17 protein-coding genes are annotated in these 15,079 nt (G+C 40.2%); all 17 read left to right on the top strand.

Features of this window, described 5'->3' with window-relative positions; all coding sequences use genetic code 11:
• Positions 1-19 precede the first annotated feature (19 nt).
• The 17 genes from rsgA (at position 20) to K6969_RS11095 (ending at position 15,052) form a co-directional block, all read left to right on the top strand.
• Positions 20-895, top strand: a complete 876-nt coding sequence (gene rsgA, locus K6969_RS11175) for a ribosome small subunit-dependent GTPase A (protein ID WP_029173736.1) — start codon at positions 20-22, stop codon at positions 893-895.
• Positions 896-909: 14 nt separating this feature from the next.
• Positions 910-1,569 carry a ribulose-phosphate 3-epimerase gene (rpe, locus tag K6969_RS11170; RefSeq protein WP_029173737.1) on the top strand — a complete coding sequence of 220 codons (660 nt, stop codon included), beginning with the start codon at positions 910-912 and terminating at the stop codon, positions 1,567-1,569.
• Entirely contained in the window at positions 1,562-2,194 is a 633-nt protein-coding gene (locus K6969_RS11165; protein ID WP_029173738.1) for a thiamine diphosphokinase, read from the top strand. Before rpe ends, K6969_RS11165 begins: the two co-directional genes overlap by 8 nt.
• Complete coding sequence (locus tag K6969_RS11160) at positions 2,195-3,433, top strand: DNA recombination protein RmuC (protein WP_029173739.1); 1,239 nt, start codon at positions 2,195-2,197, stop codon at positions 3,431-3,433. It begins immediately after the preceding gene.
• Positions 3,423-4,364 (top strand): 3'-5' exoribonuclease YhaM family protein, encoded by a 942-nt coding sequence (locus tag K6969_RS11155; RefSeq protein ID WP_029173740.1) that lies wholly within the window; start codon positions 3,423-3,425, stop codon positions 4,362-4,364. The genes K6969_RS11160 and K6969_RS11155 overlap by 11 nt, the downstream gene beginning before the upstream one ends.
• Positions 4,364-5,242 carry an aminoglycoside phosphotransferase family protein gene (locus K6969_RS11150; protein ID WP_029173741.1) on the top strand — a complete coding sequence of 293 codons (879 nt, stop codon included), beginning with the start codon at positions 4,364-4,366 and terminating at the stop codon, positions 5,240-5,242. The genes K6969_RS11155 and K6969_RS11150 overlap by 1 nt, the downstream gene beginning before the upstream one ends.
• 89 nt (positions 5,243-5,331) lie before the next feature.
• A complete protein-coding gene (gene purR / locus K6969_RS11145; protein ID WP_029173742.1) occupies positions 5,332-6,144 on the top strand; it encodes a pur operon repressor in 813 nt (270 codons plus the stop codon).
• 94 nt (positions 6,145-6,238) lie between these two features.
• Positions 6,239-7,108, top strand: a complete 870-nt coding sequence (locus K6969_RS11140) for a helix-turn-helix domain-containing protein (RefSeq protein ID WP_044776550.1) — start codon at positions 6,239-6,241, stop codon at positions 7,106-7,108.
• 132 nt (positions 7,109-7,240) lie between these two features.
• Entirely contained in the window at positions 7,241-7,363 is a 123-nt protein-coding gene (locus tag K6969_RS11135; RefSeq protein WP_257212197.1) for a hypothetical protein, read from the top strand.
• Positions 7,364-7,379: 16 nt separating this feature from the next.
• The gene (locus tag K6969_RS11130) at positions 7,380-9,599 is read left to right on the top strand and encodes a peptidase domain-containing ABC transporter (RefSeq protein ID WP_029173259.1); all 2,220 of its coding nucleotides are present in this window, start codon (positions 7,380-7,382) and stop codon (positions 9,597-9,599) included.
• The gene (locus tag K6969_RS11125; protein ID WP_024375762.1) at positions 9,592-10,059 is read left to right on the top strand and encodes a hypothetical protein; all 468 of its coding nucleotides are present in this window, start codon (positions 9,592-9,594) and stop codon (positions 10,057-10,059) included. Before K6969_RS11130 ends, K6969_RS11125 begins: the two co-directional genes overlap by 8 nt.
• A complete protein-coding gene (locus tag K6969_RS11120) occupies positions 10,056-11,459 on the top strand; it encodes an HlyD family efflux transporter periplasmic adaptor subunit (protein ID WP_029173258.1) in 1,404 nt (467 codons plus the stop codon). The genes K6969_RS11125 and K6969_RS11120 overlap by 4 nt, the downstream gene beginning before the upstream one ends.
• A gap of 139 nt (positions 11,460-11,598) precedes the next feature.
• Positions 11,599-11,907 carry a hypothetical protein gene (locus K6969_RS11115; RefSeq protein WP_002938413.1) on the top strand — a complete coding sequence of 103 codons (309 nt, stop codon included), beginning with the start codon at positions 11,599-11,601 and terminating at the stop codon, positions 11,905-11,907.
• Between the two features lie 455 nt (positions 11,908-12,362).
• Positions 12,363-12,677: a hypothetical protein gene (locus K6969_RS11110; protein WP_029173257.1), complete on the top strand. Its 315-nt coding sequence runs from the start codon at positions 12,363-12,365 to the stop codon at positions 12,675-12,677.
• 821 nt (positions 12,678-13,498) lie between these two features.
• Positions 13,499-13,843, top strand: a complete 345-nt coding sequence (locus K6969_RS11105) for a hypothetical protein (RefSeq protein WP_029173255.1) — start codon at positions 13,499-13,501, stop codon at positions 13,841-13,843.
• A 1-nt stretch (position 13,844) separates the two neighbouring features.
• Positions 13,845-14,102 (top strand): hypothetical protein, encoded by a 258-nt coding sequence (locus K6969_RS11100; RefSeq protein ID WP_029173254.1) that lies wholly within the window; start codon positions 13,845-13,847, stop codon positions 14,100-14,102.
• Between the two features lie 119 nt (positions 14,103-14,221).
• A complete protein-coding gene (locus K6969_RS11095; protein WP_414820580.1) occupies positions 14,222-15,052 on the top strand; it encodes a hypothetical protein in 831 nt (276 codons plus the stop codon).
• Positions 15,053-15,079 lie beyond the last annotated feature (27 nt).

Below are 15,079 nucleotides of genomic sequence, written 5' to 3'. Positions count from 1 at the left end.
ACACACAAAGGAGTCTTCATTGCAAGGAAGAATTATCAAGGCCTTGGCAGGTTTTTACTATGTCGAGGCGGATGGACAGGTTTATCAAACCAGAGCTAGAGGAAATTTTCGTAAGAAAGGCCAAACGCCCTACGTGGGTGATTTTGTGGACTTTTCTGCGGAGGAAAACTCAGAAGGCTATATTTTAAAAATCCACGAGAGAAAGAATAGTTTGGTTCGACCTCCAATTGTCAATATCGATCAGGCGGTGGTTATCATGTCGGCTAAGGAACCTGATTTTAATGCCAATCTACTGGATCGTTTCCTAGTTCTCCTTGAACAGAAGGATATGGATCCCATTATCTATATCTCTAAGATGGACTTGGTAGAAGATCAGACGGGAATGGATGCCTTCAAGACTATCTATGAGAAAATTGGCTATCCTTTTGTCTATAGTTTGGAGGAACTGACGCCATTATTGCAGGATAAGGTGACCGTCTTTATGGGGCAGACAGGGGTTGGTAAATCGACTCTTCTCAATCGCATTGCGCCAGAATTAGCCTTGGAAACAGGTGCGATTTCAGATAGTCTGGGGCGTGGTCGCCATACCACTCGTGCGGTCAGTTTCTACAATGTCTTCGGTGGGAAAATTGCGGATACGCCAGGATTTTCATCCCTAGACTATGAAGTCAAGGAGGCGGAGGCTCTGACAGATTGTTTCCCAGAAATTGCGGAAGCCAGCCAGGACTGCAAATTTAGGACCTGTACCCATACCCATGAGCCGGATTGTGCGGTCAAGGAAGCTGTTGCCAGCTCTGCCATTTCCCAAAGCCGCTTTGATAATTATCTCCAATTCCTCAGCGAAATCCAAAATCAGCGTGAAACCTATACCAAGGTAAGTAAGAAATTCAAATAGAAAGTTGGTTCTGTATGTCACATTATAAGATTGCACCGTCTATTTTGGCGGCAGATTATGCAAATTTTGAAAAAGAGCTCAAGCGTCTAGAAAAGACAGGTGTGGAATACGTTCATATTGACATCATGGACGGTCATTTTGTGCCAAATATCAGCTTTGGGGCGGATGTGGTTGCGGCTATGCGTCCTCATAGCAAGCTGGTTTTTGATTGCCATCTCATGGTGTCCAATCCTGAAAATCATATTGAGACCTTTGCCCGCGCAGGTGCAGATATTTTAACCATTCACGCAGAAGCAACGGTTCACCTGCATGGGACCCTACAAAAAATCCGTGCTGCTGGTATGAAGGTGGGTGTGGTCATCAATCCAGGCACTCCCCTTGTGACCATTGAGCCTGTGCTTAACTTGGTGGATCAGGTGCTTCTCATGACGGTCAACCCAGGTTTTGGTGGACAAGCCTACATTCCAGAAGTGGCTGAGAAGATTGCGGATTTGGTTAAATTGCGTGAAGCCAAAGGCTTGAACTTTGACATCGAAGTGGACGGCGGGATTGACGATAAGACTATTCATTCAGCCAAAAATGCGGGTGCCAATGTCTTTGTGGCTGGTTCCTACCTCTTCAAAGGCGATTTGGATGCCAACGTTGCCAAATTGAGAGCTGCCCTCAATGATTAAGATTGCTGTCATTGCAGGCGGTTCCTTTGACTGCCTTCCTGAGCCTGCCGACCTCTATGTGGGGGTAGATGCAGGCTCTCTTCGTCTTCTGGACCATTTTCTGCCTCTTGACTGGGCTATCGGTGATTTTGACTCGGTGACACCTGAAGAATTAGGGCAGATAAAGGATCTAGCAGAGCGTTTTTTGCAAGCTCCTGCTGAAAAAGATGATACAGATTTGGAGCTGGCTTTAAAGGAAATCTTCAAGGTTTATCCGCAGGCCAAGGTTCGCATATACGGAGCCTTGGGTGGTCGCATGGACCACATGATGAGCAATCTCTTTTTACCAGCTGAACCAGACTTGGCAGCCTATGTGGAGCAGATTGAATTGGTGGATAGTCAGAACATCGTCCGATTTCGACCTGCAGGTCAGCACCGTTTGTCACCGATTGCTGGTATGAACTACATTTCCTTTATGCCGTCGGACCAGAGTTGCCTGACCATTCGTCATGCCAAGTACCCGCTGGATGCCAGCAATTATTTTTTCAAAAAATGCTATGCTTCTAACGAATTTATAGATAGGGACATAGACATTCAACTGGATAAGGGCTACGTGGTCCTTATCTACAGTAAGGACAAGGATTAGATGGATATTGTATTACTTATTTTGCTGATACTGGTCTTGCTTGCCTTGGTTTTTCTTTATGGAAAATGGCAGAGCTTGACCCTGCTTTTGCAAGATCAAGCCGAAGATACAGCAGACAACTTGTCTGACCAGCTCAGCTATCAACTAGAAAACGCAACTCTCAAACAGCAGCAGGCCATTCATCAGGAGGTGGAAAGACTCCGCACGGAGCTTTACCAACAGCTAACTGACATTCGCCAAGAGCTGAATAAGAGCCACTTGGAAACGCGAGATGCCACCGACCGTCGCTTGCAGGCCATTCAGGAGTCTAATGAAAAACGCCTGGAAGAAATGCGGCAGACGGTTGAGGAAAAGCTGGAGAAAACCCTGCAAACCCGCCTACAAGCCTCCTTTGAAACGGTGTCCAAGCAGTTGGAATCGGTCAATCGTGGTCTGGGTGAAATGCAGACGGTGGCGCGTGATGTGGGCAGTCTTAACAAGGTTCTGTCTGGTACCAAAACCCGTGGCATCATGGGTGAGTTGCAGCTGGGACAGATTATCGAGGATATTTTAACACCTAGCCAATATGAGCGAGAGTTTGCCACGGTTTCAGGCTCTAGTGAGCGTGTGGAGTATGCGGTCAAGCTACCAGGACGGACCGAGGGAGACTATATCTATCTGCCGATTGACTCCAAGTTTCCGCTGGCGGATTACTACCGCTTGGAAGATGCTTATGAAAGTGGGGATAAGGACCAGATTGACCTCCATCGCAAAAATCTCTTGGCGGCTATCAAGCGCTTTGCCAAGGACATTCAGAGCAAGTACCTCAATCCGCCTGAAACCACCAACTTTGGTGTCTTGTTCTTGCCGACCGAAGGGCTGTATTCAGAAGTGGTCCGCAATCCGATTTTCTTTGATGAGCTTCGCCGTCAGGAAAATATCGTGGTAGCAGGACCGACCACCCTGTCTGCCCTGCTCAATTCCCTCTCCGTCGGCTTTAAGACTCTTAACATTCAACGGTCAGCCGATGATATTTCCAAGGTCTTGGGCAATGTCAAGCTGGAATTTGGCAAGTTTTCTGACCTCTTGCTTAAGGCTCAGAAACAACTTAATCAAGCCAGCAGCAATATTGACAAACTCCTAACCACTCGCACCAACGCTATTGAGCGTAGTCTTCGGACCATTGACCTGTACGAAGATGACCAAACCAAGGGACTGCTTGGCCTGTCCCCATTAGATGAGGAAGATAATGAAAATTAACCAAATGAAAAAAGATGAATTCTTCGAAGGATTCTATCTGATCAAGACTGCTGAAGTCCGTCAAACACGAGCTGGCAAAGACTACCTAGCTCTGACCTTCCAAGATGATACTGGCGAGATTGAAGGAAAGGTCTGGGATGCCCAACCAGGGAAAATCAAGGACTTTACTGCTGGAACTGTTGTTCACATGCAGGGTCGCCGTGAGGTTTACAACAACACCCCCCAAGTCAACCAACTGGTTCTTCGTTTACCAAAGGCAGGCGAGCCCAACGACCCTGCTGATTTCAAGGAAAAGCCGCCTGTTGATGTCAAGGACACCAAGGACTATTTGAGCCAGATGATTTTCCGCATTGAAAATGCGACTTGGCAGCGGATTGTGCGTGCTCTTTACAGCAAGTACGACAAGGAATTTTATTCCTACCCAGCTGCCAAGACCAACCACCACGCCTTCTATTCAGGCCTGTCCTATCACACGGCGACTATGGTGCGTTTGGCGGATGCTATTGGAGATATTTATCCTCAGCTCAATAAGAGCCTGCTTTTTGCAGGCATTATGTTGCACGACTTGGCCAAGGTTATTGAGTTGACCGGTCCTGATAACACAGGTTATACAGTGCGTGGTAATCTGATTGGGCATATTTCCTTGATTGATGAGGAGATTACCAAGGTCTTGATGGAATTGGGCATCGATGACAGTCTGGAGGAAGTGACTGTTCTGCGCCACGTTATCCTCAGCCACCACGGTCTCTTGGAGTATGGAAGCCCTGTCCGTCCGCAGATTATGGAGGCGGAAATCCTCCACATGATTGACAACATCGATGCGGAAATGATGATGATGCTATCGGCCTTGGACAAGGTTGGCCCAGGCGAGATGACCAACCGCATCTTTGCCATGGATAACCGCGCCTTCTATAAGCCCAACATCGACTGATGGCAGTTAGGATAGTGTCTCGACAGCCCCTCACCAAAGGCTGGTCCACGGACCAAAAGTACAAGGTCCAGCTGGAAGATGGTCGCCTTGGTCTTTTGAGAATAGCAGAGCGGCCAGCCTATGAGGCTAAGCGATTAGAGTTTCAGTTAGTTGAAAACCTGTTTGGTCTAGGTTTGCCTGTGGCAGAGCCACTAAGTCTTTGGGCGGATGACTTGTCAGTCTACACCCTCTATGAATGGGTGGAAGGTCAGGATATGAATGAAGTGGCTTCTAGTTTGTCTGATTCTGTCTTATATGATTTGGGCTGTCAGTCAGGGAAGTTTTTGCGAATCTTGCATGCCCTACCGATTGATCAAAGTCTGCGCGACTGGAACAGTTTTTATCAGGCTAAGATTGACAGTAAATTAGCTACCTACCGAGCAGCTAGTCATTCCTATCCAAATGGTCAAGCCATGATAGACTTTGTCCAAGCCAACCGTCACTTGCTGGCAGGAAGACCAATTGCCTACCATCACGGTGATTTTCACACTGGTAACTTCCTACTGGGTGCGGATGGGAAACTGAAAATATTAGACTTTGATCGCTACGACATAGGGGACCCCTGGGAAGAATTCAACCGTTTGATTTTTACGGCAGACTTGTCTCCAGCCTTTGCGCGTGGTCAGGTGGATGCCTATTTTGAGGGGGATATTCCAGAGGAATTTTGGAAACTCATGGCTCTTTATGTAACAGTAAATAGTCTAGGCGCTCTTTCTTGGGCAGAGCGCGTAGATCCCCTCCAAATCCCCTTGATGCAGGAACAGGCAGCCACCATCTCAGAATGGTATGCGGACTTTACTCGCTGGATTCCAACGTGGTATCTACAAGTTTATAGCTAAATACGAAAAAGCGAACTTTTTCAAGAAAAAAGGTTCGCTTTTTGTGTTTTTATGTGCTATAATAGGAAAAAGCCAAAAAGGAGAACAATATGAAATTAAGAAGAAGTGAGCGTATGGTTGTCATTTCCAATTACCTCATCAACCACCCTTATGAATTAACTAGTTTGAATACCTTTGCGGAAAAGTATGAATCTGCCAAGTCATCTATCTCAGAGGATATTGCCATCATTAAAAAGGCTTTTGAGGAAAGCTCTATCGGGCATATTGAAACCATTACAGGTGCCAGTGGAGGAGTTGTTTTTACTCCATCAATCTCTAAGGCAGAGTCTGTCGAAATTGCACAGGCCCTTCGTGATCAGATGGCCGAAAGTAATCGTATCTTGCCAGGCGGTTATATCTATTCATCTGACTTGCTGTCTACACCACATATTTTGAAAAATGTCGGTCGTATCATAGCTGACGCTTTTAAAGATGAAAAAATTGATGCAGTGATGACGGTTGCAACCAAAGGTGTGCCCTTGGCCAATGCTGTTGCCAATGTCCTTAATGTACCGTTTGTTATTGTGCGTCGTGATTTGAAAATCACAGAAGGTTCAACCGTTTCTGTCAACTATGTGTCAGGCTCTAGCGACCGTATCGAAAAGATGTTCCTGTCTAAGCGTAGTTTGAAGGCAGGAAGCCGTGTCTTAATCGTCGATGACTTCTTGAAAAATGGTGGTACCATCAATGGTATGATTAGCCTCTTGTCTGAGTTTGACTCAACCTTGGTAGGCGTAGCTGTCTTTGCAGAAAACCAAAAAGGGGACCGTAGCGTAGCTAACTACAAGTCTTTGCTCGCTGTGACCGACATCAATGTCAAAGAAAATCGCGTGGATGTTGAGTTGGGAAATATTTTTGATTAATCGTTAAGCCTCTCTTGATGAGAGGTTTTTTGTTGTTTGTCTGCTAGGGCTTAACCTGTTATAATAAATATAGATTGGATTCTGAGAGGTTGATATGAAAGTTTTACTAGCAACAAGGTTAAAAAATAGAAGAAAAGAATTGGGCTGGTCGCAGAAGGAGTTGGCAGAAGGGGTCTGTGATCAAGGGCAGATTAGCCGCATTGAGAAGGGAACCTACATGCCTGGTGCAGACTTGCTTCATGCCCTTGCTAAAAAACTCCAAGTCAGAATGGACTATTTTTTTGATGAAGAGGAAAGCGAAATTGTCTCTGACTTGAAACAGTTTAGAAAACTTGCCAAAAACTGTCTTATGCAAAGAGATTATGAGGCTTTGGGCTTTCTATATGAAAGGGAAAAGGGCACCCTATCTCATCTGAACTTTCCAGACCAAGTTTATTTGGAATGGGTGGAGGCTGTTTTAGCAGAGAATTTGGAAGCAAGGCGAGAAGATGCTATTCAGAAATTGAGGGAGTTGCTGGAACGAGTTGGGGAGAATAGGAGAGGCTACCTCTATCTGTACAATAGTTTATTGATTCTATTGATTCGAGATGAGAAGAATGCTGAGGCAGAGCAATTCTATAGTGAGGTAATCGAAAAGATTGATAAAAATAAGTTGGATTTATTGGTGGATATAGATGCTTACTTCAGTATTCAGTCCAACTACATCCGCTACCTATGGTTGACAAATCAGTTGGAAAAGGGAATTGAGCTGGTTACAGCCTGCATTGAGGAATTCAAGTCAATCTATCCTATCCATTTCTTGGCAGATTTTTATTGTGACTTAGGAAATGTGACAGAAGACTTTGCGGATAAGCAACTGGTCAAAAAACGCTATGAACTATCACGACTTCTTTACGAGTTAGCAGGCATTGATGCTATTGCTTTGAAAATAGAAAAATACCTCAAAGAAACCTATACAGATTGAGCTTGCTCCAGAGGGGCAGGCTTCTTTTTATATCAAAAATATAACAATAATAAATTTTGTTAGAAAAATATCAAAAAACATTGACAATAGGTAACGAAACGGTTATACTATAGGAAAGAAAGGGGTTACAAAATGAAAAGAATAGTTAAGAGTGTTTTGGTGGTGGGATTACTAGCGGTTATTTTAATTAGAGTTCCACAATTGCCGAGAGTTTTTGGTGTAGATAGAGAAGAAATATTTATCTATGCAAAATAGTTAGGGCGGAGTATATATGTTTAAAAAATATGCTTGCACTTTGCAACATGACCAGTCAGATTGTGCAGCAGCTGTTGTCTCCACTGTATTATTGACCTATAAAAAAGAACTTTCAATAATGAAAATTCGGGAAATTATTGGAACAGATATGTATGGAACGACCGTTCACGGAATTGTTTCTGGTCTTGAAAAGTTAAATTTTACCGTAAAGGCAGTTCGAGTATCCTTGGATGACTTAACTGGAGATATTAGCTTTCCAGCTATACTACAAATACGGAATAGTCTGGGGCAGAATCATTTTATAGTGATTCATAAGATAAAGAAAGATGGTAATTATTTGGTAGCTGATCCAGCAAAAGGACTGGATATGCTTTCAATTACAGAACTTGAGGAAGTTTATCAAGGAATAGCCATTTTCATGGTTCCAAATAGCGAGTTTGAAAAAGGAAACATGAAAGGCAAAGGACTATTTGACTTATTTTCAGCTCTGATATTAACACAGAAAGGACTTGTGGGGACAATCATCTTAGCATCATTCTTGCTAAGTATCGTTGGTATTTTGTCTAGTCTTTTTTCCAAAGTTATTATGGATGAGATTATTCCCTTTGGATTAAAGAACAGCTTATACTTATTCTTGATTGTTTTTGGCATCGTTTCTTTAGTGCAGAGTCTCTTATCTGCTTTTAGGCAACATATTTTGCTATTTCTATCAAGAAAAATTGATATTCCTGTGCTCCTGGGCTATTATGACCATATTATTCACCTACCTTATAGTTTTTTCGGTAGCAGAAGGGTGGGTGATGTCTTGACACGGTTTCAAGATGCCATGACGATAAAGAATGTTTTTACCTCGGTTTCTATTTCGTTAGTTATGGATATTAGCCTATCACTGATAAGTGCCTTTGTTTTATGGCATCTCAACCCCACTTTATTTCTAATATTGGTTATGATAGTGATTGTGAATATCGTGTTAATTTATTGCTTCAAGAAACCTTATAAGAAGATTAATAATGAGCAGATGGAAGCAAACTCTATGCTTAATTCGCAATTGATAGAATCTATTCGTAACATAGATACCATAAAATCACAGCATGATGAACGACAACGTTTGGATAAACTAGAAGAGAATTTTGTTCACACCTTAGAAATTGGCTATAAAGAAGGTTTTTTACAAAATATTCAATCTACAATTTCTTCTATAGCCGGAACTCTAGGGAATTTGATTTTTATGGGAGTGGGAGCCTTATTTATTATTGATAACAAGATGACAATTGGTGATCTTCTTGTTTTTCAGACCTTGAGTCAGTATTTTACTGAGCCTGTTCAGAATTTGGTTGGTCTCCAACTTACTTTCCAGGAAGTTCAGGTTGCTGTTAGCCGACTTCAAGAATTGATGGATGTTGAGCGTGAAGATAGTCAAGTAGGGAATAGTATCCATAATTTTTCGTTATTGGAAGATATTGTCTTCAAAAACGTTTCTTTCGCTTACGGGTCTAGACCGCCTATTATTCGAGATTTTAGTTTGATAATCAAACAAGGTGAAAAAATAGCTTTTGTAGGTGAAAGTGGAGCAGGAAAGAGTACTCTTGTACGACTTCTTCTTCATTTCATTCAGCCTATTGAAGGTCAAATAAAGTTTGGTGAGTATGACTTAGGGGATCTAGATTATGGAGAATTACGGAAAAGAATAGCTTATATCCCTCAAATAGTCGAGCTCTTTTCAGGGACTATAATTGATAATTTAAAGATAGGAAATCCAGAAGCTAGCTATGAGGATATGATACGTGTATGCCGCATAGTAGGGATTCATGACACAATTCAAAAATTACAAAACCGATATGGTTCTTTTGTTGAAGAAGGTGGCCAGAATTTCTCAGGAGGAGAAAAACAACGTCTTGCTATTGCCCGAGCTCTTCTTAGTAAAGCAGATCTTTATATTTTTGATGAAGCAACTTCCAATCTAGATTCCTTTAGTGAACAGATTATCCAAAATTTAATATTTGAAAAAATTATTGGCAAGACGACAGTTGTAGTGGCCCACAGATTATCAACGATTCTACGTTGTGATAAAATCTGTTTTTTGGAAGACGGGAAAATTGCAGAATATGGGACGCATGATGAGTTGATGAAGTTGGGTGGCCGCTATGCAACAATGGTTGGTTTACAAAGCATTCAACTAGATAAGCAAGAAAAAACAGTTGCTACTAGCTGGTCAGAAGAGGTGGTATATGAGTAAGTTAGAAGTATTAGAAAACAAGAAATTAGTTTTGAAAAAAGTGATTTGTAAGAAGCTAAGTAGCCTTCAGTTTGAAGACTTGGAACAAGAAATAGATAAGTTTTATCAGCACTTACAATTACTGAAAGTGCAAATGTTTGGCCCTTTGATTGTAAAAAATAGTGGAACTATTCTTCATGAAGATGGGACTATTACTGTAGACTATGATTTGTATGTCCAAGCTCATGATTTTCGCCAGTATGATAAGTTTTATACTGTTTATGAAGAAATTGTTTGTCCACATTGTGTCTATGTACGATTTGAAGATAGTCCAGAGTATTTGCAATATGCATATTCTAAACTAGATTTACATTTCTATGAAAATGATTTGGAAACAAATGGCATTATTTACACCGTCTATGTCAATACAAATAATGAAACCATGACGGTGGATATTTTTAGACCGATTATTAGCTTATGAAACTATATAACAAATCTGAACTTCGTTATTCTAGAATCTTCTTCGATAAGCGTCCTCCAGCCTACGCGTTTATCCTAATCTTTAGTACACTAGCTACTTTGATTATAGCTTTTGCAGTATCTGCCTATTTGCCTAAAAATTACATAGTCAAAGCTAGGGGGACTTCCGTGATAACAGGAACAGAGTATGTATCTGCTCTGAGCAATGGGAAGATTGTGACACTTCATAAAAAGGAAGGGGATAGTGTAAAAGCTGGTGAGGTTATTCTTTCTCTATCTAGTGGACAAGAAGGACTTCAGACTGAATCTTTAACTAAACAATTGGACAAGCTCAAAGCTAAAGAGAGTCTCTTTCAAAAGTATGAACAGTCTCTGAATGAAAAAGTTAATTATATGGCAAATTCAGGTGAAGAGCAGGAGTATTACGGGAAGGTAGAATATTATCTATCTCAACTTAGCTCAGAAAACTATAATGATGGTAGTCAATATGCTAAGTTGCAGGAAGAGTACACTAAGTTGAATAAATTAGTGGCGGAGAAAAGTCAATTAGAAACGGACTTGTCTAGTTACCAATCGCAACTTGCTAATTTAGAGGCAGAATTGTCAACTCTCTCTGTTCAAGAGACAGCAGAAACGAATTCCGATAGTGAGACCAATTCATCATCTACTGACTCTTCTCCTAATAGCATTCAGTTGGAGCAGCTAAATACAAAAATATCAGAAGTCAAAACAAAAATTGAAACGACAACTTCTTCTATACAGGGAAAGGGGACGGAAATAGAGTCCCTACAGTCTAGTATTAGGGAGATGGAGCGTTCTTACAATGATCCTACTTCTCAAGCTTACAACACTTATGCCCAGTTAATCAGTGAGTTAGGGACAGCAAGGGCAGCCAATAATAAAAGCATAACAGAGTTAGAAGCCAATTTAGGGATTTCCATAGGTCAGGATAGAGGGCTAACTGTTTCTGCCTCCAGTGATGGAACTCTACATTATGTTACTCCGCTTAAGCAGGGGATGTCTGTCCAACAAAATCAGACTATCGCTGAAATTGCTGGTAGTGATAGAGAAGCCTATGTAGAAGCCTTTGTTCTTGCGACAGATATTTCCCGTGTAACAGTCGGTGCAGAGGTAGACATAGCTATCACGGGTGTAAATAGTCAGAAATTTGGTACCTTAAAGGGTGCTGTAACTCAGATAGACTCTGGAACGATTACTCAGGAAACTCAGAATGGTAATGTTAGTCTTTACAAAGTAGTTGTTGCTCTTGAAGAATTGACTCTAAAAAAAGATGAAGAAATTGTAGTTTTACAAAAAGATATGCCAGTGGAGGCTCGTATCGTTTATGATAATGAAACCTATTTAGATTGGATTCTAGAATTGTTGAGTTTTAAACAATAGTGGTTTTACATCTTTACAGTAGATAAATCCCAACAGTGTGGATGAAAGGCCCTTCTGCTATCTAGGTAAAGAATGAGAAACGTTGATTATATCCAGTTAGAGGATTGCGTCTAACCATGATTTTTAAAGGAGAATTTTTATGGAATTAGTAATGCCGAATAACTATGTAGTTCTTGAAGAAGAAGAAATGATGTACCTTGATGGGGGTGAAATAGCCACAGCTACTGTATTAGGGATAATATCAGCTGCCGTAGCTGCGGGTGGAGCAGCTTATGGAGCTGGCTTAGCTGCAGGTACTAGAGTATACTATGCAGGGTTAAGAAATTCGCAATATCAAAAAATCAAATGGCAAGTTCGGGCGGCGGCACTAGTTGTTGGAAATGTTTGGGGAGGTATTTTTATGACTGGATTTGAAAACGCTTTCTATGCAAAAGTAACTGGGAAGTAATCATTTATGAAATATTTACCTTTGTTCTTATTCATAGAAGGCAGTATTGTTCTTTTGTTATGCGGTACAATATATTTTTCGCAAAATGAGTTTAATCAGTTATCGGGGGTTGCACTTATTGTTACATTAGCACAAATTTGTATGCTAATTTCTTATTACTTATTGATAAAAGTAAAATAGCTTTGTATTAAAAGGTTGTAACATTATTTGTCAATAATTTATTTATGAAGATAAATCTAATGGTACTATCTTTATAAAAAATATTAAAGAAACCTATTTGGATTGGATTCTAGACTTGTTGAGTTTTAAACAATAATGGTTTTACATCTTTACAGTAGATAAATCCCAACAGTGTAGATGAAAGGTCCTTCTGCTATCTAGGTAAAGAATGAGAAACGTTGATTATATCCAGTTAGAGGATTGCGTCTAACCATGATTTTTAAAGGAGAATTTTTATGGAATTAGTACTACCAAATAATTATGTGGCTCTTGAACAAGAAGAAATGATGTATCTTGACGGGGGTGATTGGATTAGAGACGCAGCAATTGCTGTTGTTGGTGGGGTGGTGTCCCAGATAGTTGGTTATGCCGTGAAAAAAAGCTTTGTTGGTGCAGCAATCAATATTGCTGGTGGATGGGTTGCTAATACCATTAACGCATTAGTGATATCAGCGTGGCTTAATCCAGGAGGTGCATTTGCAGTAGTGGGTGGTGCAGCAGTTGTTGGTTTGGCTGTATATTATACAGGGAGACATTACAAGTTCTGGTGATGAAACTTCATAGTGAAAAAGAGATATTGATGGTTGTTATACTACTTATTCTTTTTTTTATAATAAGTATTTTGAGTGTAACGAATAAAATTATTTTAAACAGACACATTCGTAAAGAACTAAGAATAAGGGATGGTTTACATACGATTTTTCTACAGTTTTGTGAGATAGAAGCTGTAGATACCCCTAAAATTGTTGCATCGAAGACATTTTGGTATCGCCCAATGTCTCATACAATCGGAGTAAAAAATATAGAAAGCAATTATTTGGTGGATGCCTTTGCTTTTTTACATGAACTCTATCATTCTAAGGACAGAAATAGATTGCTAAAGCTACAATCCTTTACATCTCTTTATTTTAATCTGATTTCAGTATTTCTGAAGCTATTAGCTTCGTATTCATTATTGTTTCAAAAATACATTCCCTTTTTGAAGTCGCTATTGCTAATTGATTCGGTCATGTTATTGGTTTGTATACCCATCACACTATCTATAGAAACATACGCTTCTAAAGGAGCTCTCTCCTTTTTAGAAGAAAAGCAGTACATAGAGCAAAATAGACTTGTGAAATGTCTCTCACTCCAAGCAATACTTAGTCATGTCTTTCAATTCATCATTTATTCTATATTGTCAATGATTTTATTCTATCTAGTGGAGTAAAAATAAAGTTTTTGGTGAAGATGGACACTTAGAATGGTAACGTTTAGCATTACAAAACAGCATAGAGGAGAGCCTCTTCTGTTATCGAGGCAAGAATGAGAAACGTTGATTATATCCAGTTAGAGGATTGCGTCTAACCATGATTTTTAAAGGAGAATTTTTATGGAATTAGTAATGCCGAATAACTATGTAGTTCTTGAAGAAGAAGAAATGATGTACCTTGATGGGGGATGGAGTGCTTCTGTTTTAGGAAATAATCTTTGGGGAGCAGCTAAAAAATTTGCGGTAGTATTCTCGGTTGTTAATGCAATGGCAAAATCATTGGGTTATGTTAATGCAGGTGCTTTAGCTGCCTTAAAAGGAAGTTTTTCATTTATTGTAGGTAAGATATCCTGGGCAATTGGGAAGTTTGTAGGGATAATTGGTGGATTTTGGACTGGATTTTTAGCTGGATTTAGTGCAGGAGCAGCATTGACTTATCTTGGTAATAATAGGGTATTTTATTAAGATGAATACTCTCTATATATTTGTTGCCCTATCGCTAAATGTAGTTGTGCTGAACCAACTCTATCTCCTTTACAAGAAGAAGGAAGAGTTGAATAGCACAGTTGCTTTTCTGGTCTGCTTACTTGTGACGGTTCTGCCTAATGCAGAAAATTTAAATGCGATTCTAGGCTTGTGTACGGGCTCTGTTGTGATTATCTACTTGGGAAGTTTTGTCTATTCCAGATTGGCTTCTTGGAGAAAACATGCAAACAAACCGTAGTTGCGGATATTTTATGGAGATCTACCTGTGATGAAAGGATAATGGATATGACGCCTAGAATTAGTAGAGGTTTACTCTTTCTTTCTATGTATGGACTGTGGTTGGAGTTATATTTGCTGATGAATCGATTGCCATTCAGTCTAGCTGTACCCTTTGATTTTATAGTGGTTCTGGCTCTTACTTTTTTAGTCTTGCTGTTGGTAAAGATCCTTCTAGACCTGCTATTCGCATGTAGAGATGTGTACAAGAGAGAGCGGATTATTACGATTTTCCCTTTTATTATTATCAGCGGAGAAACAATAAACGTGAGATTCTCGCCGTATTTTTCCTTCCATCGTAAAACACTGTCAACAGCTAGTTTAAAATATGAATCGAAAATCAGTTTTCTTCTCTTACTGTTGATTTTCCTAACACTTATTTTGAACAAGACTGTCCTATCTATATTGTTTACAAGCCTGTTTTTGTGGAATATAGTGGACATTACTCATTTGACTTTTAATGCCATAGAACCAGTATTCAACCAGTATAGGTGGAAAAGAGAAACCTCATTTGAACCTTATTTGTATCAAACTGTGACGGAACGACTAGAACAATTAGGGCTGGTTTATTCTGATTTGATGTGCCTTCTTCTTTACGATGCGATTCACCAATGCTGCTTTTTAATTGACAATGATTTAGTTGAACCGATTCTGGAAAGAGTTGTAGATACCAAGAATGTTATTTTGTGTACAGGATTGGTAGAGCTACTGTTGTATGAACTATCTATTAGCAATCATCAAGGTAGTTTAGAAAAGGGCGAACAGATTAGAAAGCAACTGATCGTCATCAATCAATTGGATTTTTTCTGTTATACAAGTTGGTTACGCTACAATTTTGAATGCTGTTTGAATCGGGAGTATGATAAGATTAGGCCACGCAAGTTATTGATAAGCAACCGTCAAATCCTTTAAGGTCGAGATAATTGTTTTGCTTAAAAT

It is taken from the genome of Streptococcus suis (genome assembly GCF_019856455.1).
In the GTDB taxonomy this organism is placed as follows: Bacteria; Bacillota; Bacilli; order Lactobacillales; family Streptococcaceae; genus Streptococcus; species Streptococcus suis_AE.
Note: the sequence above shows the minus strand (reverse complement) of the source record. Positions and strands in the feature narration are given on the sequence as shown.